Source organism: Nonomuraea sp. NPDC003709 (genome assembly GCF_040610775.1).
Classification (GTDB): Bacteria; Actinomycetota; Actinomycetes; order Streptosporangiales; family Streptosporangiaceae; genus Nonomuraea; species Nonomuraea angiospora_A.
Genome location: NZ_JBEXMW010000010.1, coordinates 310,012 through 325,677 on the forward strand (window position 1 = coordinate 310,012; position 15,666 = coordinate 325,677).

The 15,666-nt window shown below is 72.2% G+C and carries 12 protein-coding genes; 4 read left to right on the plus strand and 8 right to left on the minus strand.

Annotated features, from left to right (window positions below):
- Positions 1–10 precede the first annotated feature (10 nt).
- On the plus strand, positions 11–3,319 hold the full coding sequence (locus tag ABZX61_RS30290; protein ID WP_355199626.1) for a serine/threonine-protein kinase: 3,309 nt from the start codon (positions 11–13) through the stop codon (positions 3,317–3,319).
- Here the strand turns inward: ABZX61_RS30290 and ABZX61_RS30295 are convergent.
- The 3 genes from ABZX61_RS30295 to ABZX61_RS30305 are packed head-to-tail and all read right to left on the minus strand — an operon-like array spanning position 3,316 to position 7,232.
- The gene (locus tag ABZX61_RS30295; protein WP_355199565.1) at positions 3,316–5,103 is read right to left on the minus strand and encodes a serine/threonine-protein kinase; all 1,788 of its coding nucleotides are present in this window, start codon (positions 5,101–5,103) and stop codon (positions 3,316–3,318) included. The two genes, ABZX61_RS30290 and ABZX61_RS30295, sit on opposite strands and share 4 nt — an antisense overlap.
- A gap of 58 nt (positions 5,104–5,161) precedes the next feature.
- Positions 5,162–6,163, minus strand: coding sequence for a hydroxyacid dehydrogenase (locus ABZX61_RS30300; protein ID WP_355199566.1), 1,002 nt, complete (start codon positions 6,161–6,163; stop codon positions 5,162–5,164).
- A 34-nt stretch (positions 6,164–6,197) separates the two neighbouring features.
- The gene (locus ABZX61_RS30305; protein WP_355199567.1) at positions 6,198–7,232 is read right to left on the minus strand and encodes a substrate-binding domain-containing protein; all 1,035 of its coding nucleotides are present in this window, start codon (positions 7,230–7,232) and stop codon (positions 6,198–6,200) included.
- Positions 7,233–7,330: 98 nt separating this feature from the next.
- Here ABZX61_RS30305 and ABZX61_RS30310 point away from each other — a divergent pair, with 98 nt between their 5' ends.
- The 3 genes from ABZX61_RS30310 to ABZX61_RS30320 all read left to right on the plus strand — a co-directional run bounded on the left by ABZX61_RS30310 (position 7,331) and on the right by ABZX61_RS30320 (position 9,168).
- Positions 7,331–8,431 carry a winged helix DNA-binding domain-containing protein gene (locus ABZX61_RS30310; RefSeq protein ID WP_355199568.1) on the plus strand — a complete coding sequence of 367 codons (1,101 nt, stop codon included), beginning with the start codon at positions 7,331–7,333 and terminating at the stop codon, positions 8,429–8,431.
- 259 nt (positions 8,432–8,690) lie between these two features.
- Positions 8,691–8,843, plus strand: coding sequence for a hypothetical protein (locus tag ABZX61_RS30315; protein WP_355199569.1), 153 nt, complete (start codon positions 8,691–8,693; stop codon positions 8,841–8,843).
- Positions 8,844–8,910: 67 nt separating this feature from the next.
- Positions 8,911–9,168 carry a DUF1876 domain-containing protein gene (locus ABZX61_RS30320; protein ID WP_185067965.1) on the plus strand — a complete coding sequence of 86 codons (258 nt, stop codon included), beginning with the start codon at positions 8,911–8,913 and terminating at the stop codon, positions 9,166–9,168.
- A gap of 1 nt (position 9,169) precedes the next feature.
- Here the strand turns inward: ABZX61_RS30320 and ABZX61_RS30325 are convergent, their stop codons facing one another.
- The 5 genes from ABZX61_RS30325 to ABZX61_RS30345 are packed head-to-tail and all read right to left on the minus strand — an operon-like array spanning position 9,170 to position 15,593.
- A complete protein-coding gene (locus ABZX61_RS30325) occupies positions 9,170–10,075 on the minus strand; it encodes a dihydrodipicolinate synthase family protein (protein WP_350728258.1) in 906 nt (301 codons plus the stop codon).
- Complete coding sequence (locus tag ABZX61_RS30330; protein ID WP_355199570.1) at positions 10,072–11,106, minus strand: ABC transporter ATP-binding protein; 1,035 nt, start codon at positions 11,104–11,106, stop codon at positions 10,072–10,074. The genes ABZX61_RS30325 and ABZX61_RS30330 overlap by 4 nt, the downstream gene beginning before the upstream one ends.
- The gene (locus ABZX61_RS30335) at positions 11,099–13,036 is read right to left on the minus strand and encodes a dipeptide/oligopeptide/nickel ABC transporter permease/ATP-binding protein (protein WP_355199571.1); all 1,938 of its coding nucleotides are present in this window, start codon (positions 13,034–13,036) and stop codon (positions 11,099–11,101) included. Before ABZX61_RS30335 ends, ABZX61_RS30330 begins: the two co-directional genes overlap by 8 nt.
- Positions 13,033–13,992, minus strand: coding sequence for an ABC transporter permease (locus ABZX61_RS30340; RefSeq protein WP_355199572.1), 960 nt, complete (start codon positions 13,990–13,992; stop codon positions 13,033–13,035). Before ABZX61_RS30340 ends, ABZX61_RS30335 begins: the two co-directional genes overlap by 4 nt.
- Positions 13,989–15,593 carry an ABC transporter substrate-binding protein gene (locus ABZX61_RS30345; RefSeq protein ID WP_355199573.1) on the minus strand — a complete coding sequence of 535 codons (1,605 nt, stop codon included), beginning with the start codon at positions 15,591–15,593 and terminating at the stop codon, positions 13,989–13,991. Before ABZX61_RS30345 ends, ABZX61_RS30340 begins: the two co-directional genes overlap by 4 nt.
- Between the last annotated feature and the right edge of the window lie 73 nt (positions 15,594–15,666).

Sequence of the window (15,666 nt, forward strand, 5' to 3'; positions counted from 1 at the left end):
ATCAGTGACGATGCGCTTGGTGCCCGGTGACCCCGAGAGGCTCGGCGGCTTCTGGCCGGCGGCCAGACTCGGCGCGGGCGGGCGCGGCGTGGTTTACGACGCCTACGACGACGAGGGCCGCCGCTTCGCGGTGACGGTGCCGCGTGGCCAGGTCGGTCGCCGGTTCGAGCGGGTCACCTGCCCCCATCTGGCGGAGGTGGTCGCCGTCGGCGACGACGAGGGCGTGCCGTACGTGGTGAGCGAATACGTGGACGGACCTGACCTGCGGCGCGCGGTCGAGCTGCACGGGCCCTACGCGGGCGACGAGCTGGTCGCGCTGGCCGGCGCGCTCGCGTCGGCGCTGAGCGCGCTGCACGAGGCGGGTCTGACGCACCGGGGGCTCAATCCGGAGAGCGTGCTGCTGGCCGCCGACGGGCCCAAGGTGATCGAGCTGGGCCTGCCGGCCGGCGGCACGTACACGTACACGGCTCCCGAGGTCCTGACCGGGCGCGACTCGGGGGCCGCGGCCGACGTGTTCGCGTGGGGCGCCGTGGTGCTGTTCGCGGCCACCGGGGACGATCCGTTCAGCGGGACGAGCCTGGGCGGGGTCATGCACCGGCTGCTGACCGTCGACCCCGACCTCGGCGTGCTGCCGGAGCCGCTGCGCGAGCTGGTCGGACGCGCCCTGGCCAAGGATCCCGCCGACCGGCCCGCCGCGCCGGAGCTGTGGGTCGAGAGCCCGGCCGACGTGCGGCCGCCCGAGGGGCACGCCGGGCCGCGCTCGCTGGGCGAGGTGGCCGAGGAGGTCTACCTCGCGCTCACGCCGCGGCAGCAGGCGGAGGTGCCGGGGCTGCTGCTGCGCCTGCTCGACGGCGACAGCCCGCACGACGAGGGCGACGTGCTCGGCCCGCTCATGGAGGCGGGTCTCCTGGTACGCCGCAGCGTGCGCGTGGCCCCGACCGAGACGCCCGTGGGCAAGCTCGTCGCGGTCAGCGACCAGCGGGTGGCCCCGGCCAGCGCGGCCCTCTACCGGGCCTGGCCCCGGCTGCGCGCCTGGGTCGAGGACGAGCGCGAGAGCATGCACGTGCACCGGGAGATCCGCGACGCCGCCAGGAACTGGTCGGAGCACCGGCGCGGCAGGAGCCACCTCTTCCGCGGCCAGGCGCTCGACACGGCGCTCGCCTGGGCCGCGACCAAGCGCCGTCATCTACGCCTCAACCAGCTCGAACGCGACTTCGTCAACGACAGCGTGACCCTGTCCAAGCAGCGCAGGAGGCTGCTCACGCCTGCGCTGGCGGCGCTGGCCGCCGTGCTGGCCATCGCCGTGACGCTGTCCGTGGTGTCCGTGCACGGGCAGAACCAGCTGCGCGGGCAGCTCGTCGAGGCCAACGCGCGGGCCGTGGCCGCCAGGGCGGAGGCGCTGCGGTCGTCCGATCCGCGTACGGCGATGCGGCTGAGCGTGGCGGCCTGGAAGCTGTCGCCGGTGTTCGAGGCGCGGGCGGCGCTGCAGGCCTCGCTGGTGCAGCCGGAGCTGGGGGTGTTCACCGACCCCGCCGCCGACCTGCGGGCGCGTTACGTGCTGCGCGGCGACCAACTGGTCAAATGGGGCACGGGTACGGTCGCCGTCTGGGACCTGGCCGGCGGGCAGCGGCTCGGCTCGTACTCGCTGCCGGCGGGCAGCGTGCTGAGCGACGACGGGAGGTTCGCGGAGGCGGCCGACGGCCGGCCGTTCGAGGTCTCCACGGGGCGCGCGCCCTTAGAGCCGGTCACCTACGCGATCGGCCAGGGCAACAGGACCAGGGTCTACCGGGGCGGGCGGCTGCTGTTCGACGTCGCCGACCGCCAGGTGGCGCTCTCCGCCGACGGGACCAGGGCCGCCTTCTCCAGCCTGAGCGGGCGGGTCGATCTGTGGGAGCTGGTAGGGCGGACCAAGACCGGCACCGTCTCGGTCCGGCCGCCCACCGGCGCGGACGCGGCGGCGCCCGCCCTGGCGTTCAGCCCCGACGGGGCGACGCTGGCCGTGGCCGGACGCGACGGGATCACGCTCGTGGCGGCCAGGCCCCCGAGCCCCGTCATCCCCAAGCGGGCGACCACGCCGAACCCCACGGCGTCCGGAACACCCGAGATGTTCCGGGCGGAGGGGCGCACGGCCCGGGAGTCCGTGCGCGGCGTCGAGGTGGTCGGGGCCGACGCTCTGGGGCACACCTCGGCCGACCCGCCCGCCTTCAGCCCCGACGGACGCCTGCTCGCGCTGCCGGGCGACGGCGAGGTCCGGGTCTGGAACGTCGCCGAACGCCGCCTCGCGGGCGCCTACCCCCTCCGAAACCCCGAGCGCGGCCTGGCCTTCTCCACCGACGGCCGCTCGCTGCGCTACCTGAGCGGCACCGGCTCCGTGGTCTCGCTCGACGTCTCGGGGCTGCCCGTGCCGTCCGAGGACGCCCCCTCCGCCGCCTTCTCCGGCAACGGGCGGGTCGCCGCCAAGGAGGTCGGCGACTCCATCGAGCTCACCGACACCGTGGAGCGCAAGCCGCTCGGCCGCATCGCCGCCGCCGGCGACCTGGCCTTCGACGCCGACGGCCGGCTGCTCGCCGTCGCGGGCGACCCCGTGACCGTGTGGGAGGTGACCAGCAGCCGCCGGGTCGCCGCCATCGACGCGGGCGGCGACGTGCTCGCCGTGGCCCTCTCCCCCGCCGGCGACACGCTGGCCACCGCGCGGGGCAGGACCCTGGAGACGTGGGACGTGCGCAAGGGGCGGCGCATCAAGGCGTACGAGGGCGCGGGCGACCTGGCGATGGCCTTCAGCCCCGACGGCTCGACACTGGCCGCCGGCGCCAGGCTCCTCGACCTGCGCACCGGCGCGATCACCCCGCTGGTCCTCGACCGGTCCGCCGACGCCGGCGAGGACCCGCCGGCGCCGACCGCGCTCGCCTTCTCGCCCGACGGGCGCACGCTGGCGTTCGGGCTGGAGGGCGGGCACGTGCTCCTCTGGGACCTGCGCAAGGGGAAGGCGCGGGGCACCATCCAGACGGGGACGGCCCCGGTGGACGAGCTCCGCTTCTCCCCTGGGGGCGACCTGCTGGCCATCGACGCCGCCCGTACCTCGCTCTGGGACGCGGGCACGATGCGGGAGGTCGGCCAGGCGGGCTCATGGGCCGCCGGACCGGCCTTCACCCAGGACGGCAAGCGGCTGCGCGGCGTCGGGCCGGACGGCACCGTACGCGAGAGCCCGGTCGATCCCGGGCTGGCGGCGCAGGCGGTGTGCGCCAGGGCGGGCGGGTCGCTGAGCAAGGCGGAGTGGACCCGGCTGATCCCGGAGAGCGGATACCAGAAGATCTGCTAGTCGCTCGCGTAGGTCTTGACCACCTTGCCCTGGAGGTTGGCGACCAGGTAGCCCGAGCTGTACTCGTCGGACGCGTAGACGAGCAGCACCTGGCGCGGGGTGACGAACGCGTAGTCGGGGTCCACGATCAGGTACCGCGAGGTCGGCTTGGCGACGCCGAGGTCCTTGTTCGCCTTCTTGAACAGGGCAGGGAGGGCGTCCCAGTTGTACTTCTGCAGGTCCACGAAAGGCTTGCCGCTCATCTTGCCGCCGGCGCTCGAGCGGGTGATCTCGCCGTCGCGGTAGAAGTAGGTGTCGTAGACGGCCTTGTTGGCCTTGGTCGGTGCCTCGATCGAGGCGTACGTGGGGTACACCGTCATCCTGACGACCTTGGTGCCGCCGAGCTCGTTCTTGATCTTGGTGATCAGGGCCCGCATTCCCGCAGGGGTGTGCAGGTTGCCGGGCGTGGCGGGTGTGCTGTCGCGCGGGGACTCGGGATCGGTGCGGTCCACCTCGGAGGAGTCCTCCGAGGTGGAGCGCACCGACGGGTCCTTCCTCGTGGTGCTCCTCGACGCGGAGGGGATCAGCTGCCACACCAGCACGCCCGCCACCGTGACCGCGACGGCCGACGTCACGATGCCCACGGTGAGGCCCCCGCCGCCGCGACGGCGGCCGTGCACGGTGGTCGCCTTCGGGATCGGCGCCGGACCCCACGGGGGCTGCTGCGGCGCGTGCCCGTACCCGGGCGGCATGGTCTGCCCGCCCATCGGCGGCCCTGGGCGACCGGCCATGGGCGGCACCGTGTGGGCGGCATGCGGCCCGGGCGTCCCGGGGCCCGTCGCGTGACCCATCCCGGGACCTGTCGCGTGACCCATTCGGGGGCCCATCGCGGGGCCCGCCGGGGCGGGGCCCCGGGCGTGCGGGCCCGGCATCGCCGGGGAAGGGGCGGGGGTGGGGGGCATCGGAGGCGGGGCCGCGCCGGGGTCGGCGGCCGAGGCCAGCATGCGGTCTAGGGTCTCGGCGTCGGGGCGGCCCGCCGGGTCACGCCTCAGCAGCGCGCTCAGCACGGGGGTGAGCGCCCCGGCGCGCTCCGGCGGCGGCACCTCCTGGTTGAGCACCGCGGCCAGGGTCGCCAGCGTGGTGCTCCTGCGCAGCGGGTGCCGGCCCTCCACCGCCACGTACAGCATCATGCCGAGCGACCAGAAGTCGGAGGCCGGGTCGCCCTCGACGCCGTTAATGCGCTCGGGCGCCATGTACTCGGGCGAGCCGATGAACGACCCGGTGGCCGTCAGGCTCGTGGACTCGCGTACCGCCGCGATGCCGAAGTCGGTGAGCACCGACCGGCCGTCCTCGCGTAACAGGACGTTGGCGGGCTTGACGTCGCGGTGCTGGATGCCGACGGCGTGCGCGGCCCGCAGCGCGGACAGGACCTCCCGGCCCAGGCGCGCCACCTCCTGCGGCGACATGGGCCCGCGCTGGATGCGGTCCTGGAGGGAGCCGCCCGTGACCAGCTCCATGACGATCCACGGGTAGCCCTGCTCGCCGGGGTCGACGATGTGGTGGATGGTGGCCACGTGCGGGTGGTTCAGCCGGGCCAGGGCGCGGGCCTCGCGCAGCACCCTGGCCCGCAGCTCGCGGGCGCCCGCCGGGTCGTGCTCGTCCATGGAGGGGTCGGGTGGGCGTACTTCCTTGAGCGCGACCTCGCGGTGCAGGGCCACGTCCCAGGCCCGCCACACCAGGCCCATGCCCCCGCCACCGAGCCGCTCCGTGAGCTCGAAGCGGCCGTCGATCACCCGTTTGTGCATGCAGAGCAGCGTAGGGCCGACCCGCTGCCCGCGCCATCGAACCCCGGCAGTACGGGCATCACGCGCTTATCGCCAGCGACCCCGCTTCGACGCCGTACCGGAAGGGCAGACCCTGGGCGTACCTGGACAGCTCGTCGAGCGCCTGGTGGGCCAGACGGGACAGCTCGCCGCCGAGCGACCCGGCGATGTGCGGGGTGAGCAGGACGTTCGGGAGGTCGAAGAGGGGCGAGTCGGCGGGCAGCGGGTCGGGCTCGGTCACGTCGATCACCGCGTACAGCCGTCCACTCGCCAGCTCGGCGACGAGCGCGTCCTGGTCGACGAGCGCGCCCCTGGCCGTGTTGATCAGCGTGGCGCCGTCGCGCATGCGGGCGAGGCGGGCCGCGTCGATGAGGTGCCTGGTCTCCGGGAGCGAGGGCGCGTGCAGGCTGACCACGTCGCACCGCTCGATCAGCTCGTCCAGCCCGACGTGCGGCACGCCCAGGTCCTCCGTCAGGTACGGGTCCGCCACGAGCACGTCGAGCTCGAACGGCCGAAGCAGCTCGATCACCCGGCGGCCGATCCTGGAGGCCCCGACGATGCCGACCGTGCGCCGGTAGTTGCCGAACCCGGGGAAGCGACTGTCCGCGTCGATCCGTGCCCGTTGCTCGCGGTAGAGCGCGGCGATGTCGAGCACGCGCTTGTTGGCGAACAGGATCGAGGCCAGCGTGAACTCGGCCACCGGCTCGGCGTTGGCCGCCGCGGCGGACGACACGGCGATGCCGCGCTCCCAGCACGCCTCGGTGACGTGGTGCTTCACGGTGCCGGCGGCGTGCACGATCGCGCGCAGCCTGGGCGCCCTGGCCAGCACGTCCCCGGTGACGGGCGGGCACCACCAGCTCGTGTAGAGCACCTCCGCGCCAGCCAGCGCCCCGGCCACGGCCGGATCGGCGAAGTCCTCGGCCACCAGGCCGGGGTCCACGTCGGCGATGCCGACCAGGCGGTCGCGCACCTCGCCGGTGAAGAGCCGGGCCGCCACCGGTCGACCCATGGCCAGCAGCGTCTTCGGCCGTGATTCGCTCATATCGCTCCCCCTGCAATCAATACGATCGAATCGATCATAACGAAGGGGGTGCGGACGACTCCCGGGGCCTGAGCTCGGGCAGCAGCGCCACGTGGCGACCGACCGGGGCCGCTCCTGCGGTGAGGCGGGCGATCAGCAGGTCCACCGCGCAGCGCCCGACCTCCTCCTTGGGCGGCGCCACGGCGGTGAGCGAGGGCGAGCAGAACGCGGCCACCTCGTCGTCGTAGGCGACCAGCGACACCTCGCCCGGGATGTCTACGCCCGCCGCGACCAGGTGCCTGACCAGCGTGAGCGCGTCCTCGTCGTTGTGCACGAGCAGGCCCGTCACGCCCCGGTCGCGCACCAGGCGCAGCACGCCCGCCACGAGCTCGTCGGTGCGGTCGCGGTCGATGACGATCTCCGCGGGGGTGTCCAGGCCCAGCGCCGAGGCGCCCGCCAGCAGGCCCGCCCGGATCCCCGGCGTGGTCGGGCTGGGGAAGGCGACGAGCGCGAGCCCGCGGTGGCCCAGCTCGGCCAGGTGGCGTACGGCGAGGTAGGCGCCGTGGGCGTGGTCGGAGGCGACCGCGTCGAGCGTGGCGGCCGGGCCCGCCGGCTCGGCCCGGCGCTCCACGAGCACAGCCGGGACGCTCAGCCCGGCCAGCCACTCCACGTGGGAGCCGTCGGGCTGCCTGCTCGGGGTGAGCAGCAGGCCCTCCGCGCCGCCCTTGACGAGCTGGCGCACCTGGGCGCGGTCCTCGGCGTCCTCGTACCGGGAGATGCCGAGCACGAGCCGCGCCCCCGCCCTGGCCGCCTGCTCCTGGGCGCCCTTGATCACGGCCGGGTAGTAGTAGTGCGCGGTCGGGACCAGCATGCCGATGGTCAGCCCGCCGGCCCGCGGGGCGGGGGCCGCGGCGGGCAGCGTGACGCCGCCGTGCACCCTGGTGAGCAGGCCCCGGGCGGCCAGGTGCTCGACATCCCTGCGCAGGGTGACGGCGGAGACGCCCAGCGCCTCGGCCAGGTCGGCCACCCGGGCCGAGCCGCGGTCGCGGACCTGGCGGAGGATGAGCCTGTGGCGCTGCTCGACGGACATGCCTCGATCCTATGCCTTTCGAAATGATCGTTTTAGTTTCGTTCGATCAATTGCCCTTGAGGACCGGAATAGACCTCATCAACCCCTACCTTTGACCCATGGACCCCCTCATCAGCCGCAGAGCACTCAACCGGGCCACGCTCGACCGCCAGCACCTGCTGCGCCGCACCGACAACTCCGTGGTCGAGGTCGTGGAGCGCCTCGGCGGGCTCCAGGCGCAGACCCCGCACACCTGGTACACCGGCCTGTGGAACCGGGTGGAGGGCTTCAAACCCGCCGACGCCGCCGACCTGCTGCTCTCGCGCGAGCTCGTACGCATCGCGCTGCAGCGCGGCACGATCCACCTCGTCTCCGCCCGCGACTGCCTGGCCATCCGGCCGCTGCTGCAGCCCGCCATCGGGCGCATGACCACGTCGACGTTCGGCAAGCGGTGGCAAGGGGTCGACCTGGACGAGCTGGCCGCGGTCGGGCGGGAACTGCTGGAGGAGCGGCCCATGACGTTCGCCGAGCTGGGCCGGAAACTGGCCGAGCGGTGGCCGGCGAACGATCCGCACGCGCTCGGCCAGGGCGTGCGGTGGCTGGTGCCGCTCGTACAGGTGCCGCCCAGGGGCGTGTGGGGCAAGAGCGGGCCCATCGCGCACACGAGCGCCGAGTCCTGGCTGGGCTTCGAGGTGCCGCCGATGACGGCGGCCGAGCTGGTGCGGCGCTATCTCGCCGCGTTCGGGCCGGCGTCGGTGATGGACGTGCAGACGTGGTCGGGGCTGACGCGGCTCGGCGAGGTGGTGGACTCGCTCGACTTGGTCCGCTTCAGGGACGAGGCCGGCCGGACCCTGTACGACCTGCCCGACGCCATACGGCCCGACGAGGACACCCCGGCGCCGGTGCGGCTGATGTACGACTTCGACAACCTGTTCCTGTCGTACGCCGACCGCTCCCGGGCCATCTCCGACACTGGAGCGACCGCCCTCCAGGGCTTCATGGGCACGAACGTGGTGCCGCGCGTCATCCTGGTGGACGGCTTCACCGCCGGGGACTGGACGGTGGCCCGCGCCAAGGGCACCTCCACGCTCACCATCCACCGGTGGATGCCGATCCCGGTCCTGGAGGAGGTCGAGGAGGAGGCGCGGAGACTGCTGGAGTTCCTGGCGCCGGGCGACAAACACGAAATCACGGTCTCCGACGGTGCCTCCAAGCCCTGACACGGGCGTGCAGCGGGGGGAACGGCATGGTCTTCGCTGGATAGCGCTTCGCGCATTGGAGCTCAGGCTGTGAGTTTGGGGGGCGCGGCCCCCAAACCCCCGCTCAAAGCCGCTTCGCCGATTCGTCAGGCGATCAAGTCTTGGCGAGTCGTCAGCCCGCATGCCAGGAGTGCGACCTTGTCGGCCGAGTCACGAGAGCCGGGGTGGAGCCCACCCGAGCGGCTCAGCACGGCGTGAGCGGCGTGGCGGCCGGGGTGGCGTGCGCGATGGAGGCGGTGTGCGCGGCCGGGGCGGCGGGGTGGCGTGCGCGGCGGGGGCGGGCGCGGTGATCTCCCAGGGCGGCTGGGAGAGCCTGCCGCGGCGGGCCGGCCTGGACCTGGTGTGGCGGCCCGCCGGCGGCGGGAACAGGTGATCAGGCACCCTGACCTTTACCTTTGGGCTCGTAAGAGAGACCCTCGAAGGTAGGGAGGTGTCTTCCCATGGAGTACAAACAGTGGAACATACAGATCTGGATCAGTGAGGACGACGAGGACGCCGTGACCACGGCCACGGCGGTGCTGTTCACCGCGGACGGCAAACGTCACGAGAGCGTGGCGCACGCCCGACGCAATCCCACCGACCGCCCGGTGCCCGGGATCGGGGACGAGCTGGCCGCTGGGCGGGCCCTGTCCAACCTGGCCTCGAAGTTGATCGAGGACGGCGCGGACGACGTGGCCCAGCTGGCCGGCACGGCATAGTTCAGAGCAGCCCGGCGGCAGCCAGGAGCTTGCCGATCCGGCCTACCTCGTCGTCATTGAGCGGAACCTGCGGGAGCGCGGTGATCGGGCAGTCGATGACACCGCGTAGGTGAAGCGCGGCTTTGAAGGCTCCGAGGCCCGACGAGCTGCCGCCCATGCGTGAGCCGCCTACACGGACTATCTCGAACAGCCTGACCAGGCGCTCCTGCTCCGCTCTTGCCGCCTGCCAGTCGTCCCGGGAGGCACACTGGTAGAGCTCGACGTATCCCTGCGGGTCCACGTTGCCCAGCCCGGGCACCACGCCGTCCGCGCCCATCCACAGCGCCGAGTCCACGGTCACCTCGGACCCCGTGAGCACGCTGAAGGGCGCCTCGCGGCCCAGGATGACCTGGCGCAGGCCGCCGTCGTCGCCGCTGGAGTCCTTCACTCCGGCCAGCGCGCCCTCGGCGGCCAGGCCGAGCAGGAGTTCGGCGCTCAGCTTCGTGTGCACGGAAACCGGCAGGTCGTACGCGTAGACCGGCAGACCGCCCCGCGCGGCGATGGTCCGGAAGTGGGTGCGGATCTCGTCCGGATGGGTACGCGTGTAGAACGGCGCGGTCGCCACCAGCCCCGACACCCCCGCCTCGGCCGCGACCCGCACGTGTTCGAGCACGCGTGGCGTCGTCATGTCGATCACCCCGGCCAGCACCGGCACCTGCCCGCCCACGTGGCCGACCACGGTGTCCAGCACCACCCGGCGCTGCGCGTCCGTCAGGTACGCCACCTCCGACGACGACCCCAGCACGAACAGCGCGTCCACGCCCCCTGCCAGCAGGTGGTCGACCAACCGGACCAGCGAGGCGGCGTCCACCTCGTAGTCAGGGGTCAACGGGGTGCAAACCGGGGGAATGACGCCGGTCAAAGTCATGCGCGCTCCTGGATCAGCTCTACATCAGTTGCTCCCGCCGCCACCGGGTGGTGGCAGTGGAAGAGGTGGTCGCCTTCGGTCTGCGCCGCGGGCCGGTCCTCCGCACGGAGGTGGTCGCCTTCGGTCCGCGCCGCCGGCCAGTCCTCCGCACAAAGGTGGTCTGCCCGCCAGCACCGGGTGCGGAACGGGCAGCCGCTCGGCGGTCTGGTGGCGGAGGGCACCACGCCCACGAGCGGGATCGGGTTGATCGGCGAGATCAGGCCCGGGGTCGCGGAGAACAGGGCCCGCGTGTACGGGTGGCGGGCGCCCATCGGCACGGCCCGCGCGGGCGCCTGCTCGACGATCCTGCCGAGGTACATGGTGACCACGCGGTCGCTCATCCTGCGGACCGTCTGGATGTCGTGCGAGACGAACACCAGCGCGAGCCCGAGCCGTTCCTTCAGGTCGAGCAGCAGGTTGAGGATCTGGGCGCGGACCGACACGTCGAGCGCGCTGGTGGGCTCGTCGGCCACGACCAGGTCGGGTTCGAGCGCGAGCGCCCTGGCCACGGCCACGCGCTGGCGCTGCCCGCCGGAGAGCTGGCTGGGCAGCGCGTCGGCGGCGCTGGCGGGCAGGCCCACCAGGTCGAGCAGTTCGCGTACGCGGGCGTCGCGCTGGGCGGGGGTGCCGCGGCGGTGCACGTTGAGCGGGTCGCGCAGCACCTGCCTGACGGGCAGGCGCCGGTTGAGCGCCGTGGACGGGTCCTGGAAGATCATCCCGACGCTGGAGCCGATCAGCGCGCGCCGCTCGCCCTCCTTCAGCACCCACAGGTCCTTGCCGCGGAAGGTCACGCTGCCCTGGGTGGGCTGTTGCAGGCCGACCAGCACCCTGGCCAGCGTGGACTTGCCGCAGCCCGACTCCCCCACGACCCCGACCGTCTCGCCGGCGCTCACCGTGAGGTCCGCCGCGGTCAGCGCGTGGACGCGGTCGCGCGAGAACAGGCCGCCCGAGCGGGCCTTGTGCACGACGTGCACGTCCTTCAGCTCAAGCATGCTGCTCACTTCCTACGAGCGCCGGATGATGGCAGGCCACCGCGTGCGTGGTGTCCCCCGTCAGCACCGGAGCCTCGGTACGGCACACGTCCGTGGCCATGGGGCACCGGTCGGCGAACCGGCAGCCGGGCGGGAAGTCGGCCGGGGCGGGCACCACGCCGGGGATCTGCGTGAGCCGCTCGGCCCCCGACTCCAGCGACAGCACCGAGCCCAGCAGGCCGCGGGCGTAGTGGTGGGCGGGCGCGCCGACCAGGGTCGCCGTGGCGCCGGTCTCGACGATCTGGCCGCCGTACATGACGACCACGCGGTCGGTGACGTCGGCGACCAGCGCGAGGTCGTGCGAGACGAGGATCAGCGCGAACCCCAGCTCTTCGCGCAGCTTCAGCAGCAGCTCGATGACCTGGGCCTGGACGGTCACGTCGAGCGCGGTGGTGGGCTCGTCGGCGACGATCAGCTTCGGGTCGCGCGACAGCGCCATCGCGATCAGCACCCGCTGCCGCTGGCCGCCCGACAGCTCGTGCGGGTAGGCGGACAGGGTGCGGCGGGCATCGAGGCCGACGAGTTCGAGCAGTTCGGCGGGGGTGCGCCGGCCGCCGCGGCGGGTGAGCTGCTTGATCTGGGCCTTGATGGTCATGGCCGGGTTCAGGGACGAGAGGGCGTCCTGGTAGATCATCGCCATCTCGTGGCCGAGCAGGCGGCGACGGGCGCGGCGCGACTCCGCGAGCAGTTCGCGCTGGTCGAAGCGGACATGGCCGCTGACGCGGGCGTTGCGCGGCTGCAGGCCCATGATGGTCAGCGCGGTCAGCGACTTGCCGCAGCCCGACTCGCCGACCAGGCCGAGCACCTCGCCCGGGTGCACCTCGAAGCCGATGCCGTCCACGATGTCCACACCGTCCGCGAAGCCGATCCGCAGCCGTTCCACCGAGAGGATCGGTGGCCCCTGCGGGAGCGGGCGGGCGCGTTCGGCCAGCCTGCGGGCGGCCTCGGCCAGCCCGGGCAGCTCGACGACCTCGCCGGAGCCGGGCCTGGCCCGCTCGAACGCGTCGTCCTTCTTCGGGACAGCCCTGCGGGTGGCAGGCGCGGCCCAGGCATCGGAGATGCCCTCCGAGAGGATGTTGAGCGCGAGCACGGTCAGCAGGATCATCAGGCCCGGGAAGACGGTGGCCCACCAGCCGCCGAGCAGCACCATGTTCTTGCCGTCGGCGATGACGCTGCCCCAGGAGGGGTTCGGCGGGCGCACGCCGGCGCCGATGAACGACAGCGACGCCTCGAACACGATCGCGTCGGCCACCATCACCGTGCAGAAGACCAGCACGGGCGCGGCGCAGTTGATCGCGACGTGCTTGACGACGATGTACGGTGTGCGCGCCCCGATGATCCGCTCGGCCGCCACGTAGTCCTCGCCGTACTGGGCGATCACGTTGGCCCGCACGACCCTGGCCACGGACGGCATGTAGAGGAAGGCCATGGCCATGACCAGCACCGGGATGCTGCCGCCGAACACCGCCACCAGCACGGCCGCCAGCGCGATGCCGGGGAAGGCCATGACGACGTCGAGCAGGCGCATGATGGTCTCGTCCACGGCCCGGCGCGAGGTGGCCGCGACCGCGCCGACGACCGCCCCGGCCACCAGGGCGAGCGCGGTCGCGCCGAGGCCGATGATCAGCGACCAGCGGGCCCCGTACAGGAGCCTGGACAGGATGTCGCGGTTGGCGCTGTCGAGGCCCATCCAGTGCGCGGCCGACGGGCCGCCGCCGGTGACCTCCTGGAAGTACGGCGAGTGCGGCGCGATCCACGGCGCCAGCAGCGCGGCCAGCACGACCACGGCCACGATGCCGACCGCCACCCATGACAGGGGCTTGAGGCGGCGCAGGCCCACGCCCGGCCCCTTCTTCGGCACGGAGAGCCGTTCCGTCAGTCCACGTCTCATGCGGCGCTCCTGAGGCGGGGGTTGACCAGCAGGTAGAGGACGTCCACGACCAGGTTGACGACCATGAAGCCGACCGCGATGGTCAGCACCACGCCCTGGACGACGGCCGGGTCGCCGTCGCGCACGGCGTTGATCATGAGCTGGCCCATGCCGGGCAGGCCGTAGATGGTCTCGATGACGACGGTGCCGCCGATCAGGTAGCCGATGCGCAGGCCGAGCACGGTCAGCGGGGTGATCAGGGCGTTGCGCAGCACGTTCCTGCCGACGACCACGATCGGCGGCAGGCCGCTGCCGATCGCGGTGCGCACGTAGTCGCGGTCCAGCTCCTCCACCATCGAGGTGCGGATGATGCGGGTGAGCTGGGCCGCGATCGGCAGCGACAGCGACAGCGCGGGCAGCGTCATCGACTGCAGCCAGCCCGCCGTGGAGTCGGCCGGGTTGATGTAGCCGCCCGTCGGGAACAGGCCCTCGCCGACGGCCAGGTACTGGATCATCAGCAGCGCCAGCCAGAACGACGGCGCCGCCACCCCGACCAGCGACACCACGCGGATCACCTGGTCCGGCCAGCGGTCGCGGTACAGCGCCGCGGTGACGCCGAACACCAGCGACAGCACCACCGCGACGGCCAGGCCCAGGAACGTGAGCTGCAGGGTCAGCGGCAGCGCGGTCGCGATGGACTCCACCACCGGCTTCTTGGTGAGCACGCTGGTGCCCATGTCGCCCTGAGCCAGGTCCGCGACGAAGCGGACATAGCGCAGGGGCAACGGGTCCAGCAGGCCGTTCTCGAGCTGGAACTGGTGGATCTGCTCGGGGGTCGGGTTCGCGCCCTGGAAGTACGCGTACTCCGGCTTGCTGTTGGAGAAGCGCATCACGATGAACACGAACGCGACCACGCCGAGCAGCAGCGGGATCAGCATGAGGAGCCGCCGGAGCAGCATCCTGGCGACGAGCGTCATGTCCTCTTGGCCTGCAGCAGGTTGATGCCGGGGTAGGGCTGGGCGCGGATGCCCGACAGCTTCTTCGGGTCCCAGGCGGTCATCAGCTCGTTGTGGACGACGGGGTAGAGGATGGCCTGCTCAGCCACAAAGTCCAGATATTTGTGGATAACTTCGGTCCTCTTGGCCTTGTCGGTTTCCTTGCTGGCCTCGTCCATCATCGCGAACAGCTTCTTGGCGTCCGCGGTGCCGTCCCAGTGGCTGTACTTCATCCACAGGCCGCCGGGCACGTAGTTGTAGTGCAGGATCAGGTCGGCGTCCATGCCGAACTGGTTGGGGTTCGAGGCGGCGGCAACCACCTGGTAGTCCTGGAACTGGTCCATCTTGGCGAACAACGCGGCCGTGTCCTGCGGCTCCAGCGTGGTCTTGACGCCGATGGCCTCCCAGGAGGCGGCGATGGTGGGCAGGCAGTCCGCGATCCAGCTCACGTTCACGGCCATGAGGTTGATCGTGAGGTTCTTGACCCCGGCCTCGGCCAGCAGCGCCTTGGCCTTCTCGGGGTCGTAGTCGTAGACGACCGAGGCCCGCTTGTAGGCGGGGTTGCCCTCGTTGAGGAAGGAGCTGGAGGCCGTGCCGTGGCCCTTGAGCGCCACGTCGATCATCTTCTGCTTGTCGATCGCGTAGTGCAGGGCCTGGCGCACCCGTACGTCGTCGAAGGGCTTGGCGCCCGTGTTGAACATCAGGAACATGTGGTTCATGCCCTTGCCGCCCTCGACCGTCAGGCCCTGCTGCTTGAGCTGCTCGACGTTGGCGTACGGGATGTTGTCGGCGATCTGCGCCTCGGCCGAGCCACCGGAGATCTTGGCCACGCGGGCGGCGGCGTCCACGATCGTCAGCCAGTTCATCTTCTTGGCCGTGGCCGGGCGCGGCCCGTTGTAGCCGTCGAACGCCTCGAAGGTGGTGTTGGACTTGGGGTTGTGCGCGGTCTGCTTGTACGGCCCCGAGCCCATCGTCATGCCGCTCTTGGCCTTGTCCCACGCGCCCGCCTGGCTGAACACGTGCTTCGGCATGATCTTGGCGATGGTCAGCCTGGGCGCGGCGTCGGGGAAGGGGAACTTGAAGACCAGCTCGACGTTCCTGTCATCGACCTTCTTCACCTCCTGGAGCCAGGACTTGAAGAAGTTGCCGGTCAGGACGTTGTCGGGGCCCAGGATCCGCTCGAAGGTGAAGACCACGTCGTCGGCCGTGACCGGCTGGCCGTCGTGCCACTTGGCGCCGTCCCTGAGCGTGAACTTCCAGGAGGTCGCGTTCAGGTCGGTGGGCAGAGCGGTGGCCAGGGCCGGGTACGGCTCGCGCGTGATCGGGTCGGTGTCGAGCAGGCCCTCGTAGATGTGGCTGATCCCCGCCATCGCGAACGCCGACGCGGTCTGCGTCGGATCCCAGCTCTGGTCGTTGCCGTACCCGATGACGGCGGTGATCAGATCCTTGTTGGATCCGGCGCCGACCGATCCGGTCGAGGCCGGACCGCCGGAACACGCGGAGAGCGTCGCCGCGACGAACGCTGCCGCACCCGTAGCCCCGCTGTAACGCAGAAAGTCGCGGCGGCTGAACTCAGAGCTCACGGAATCCTCCTGGGACGTAGCACGTGGGACATCCCATGTCCTATCTTTGCCGTAACGTGGACGCTAGATGGTG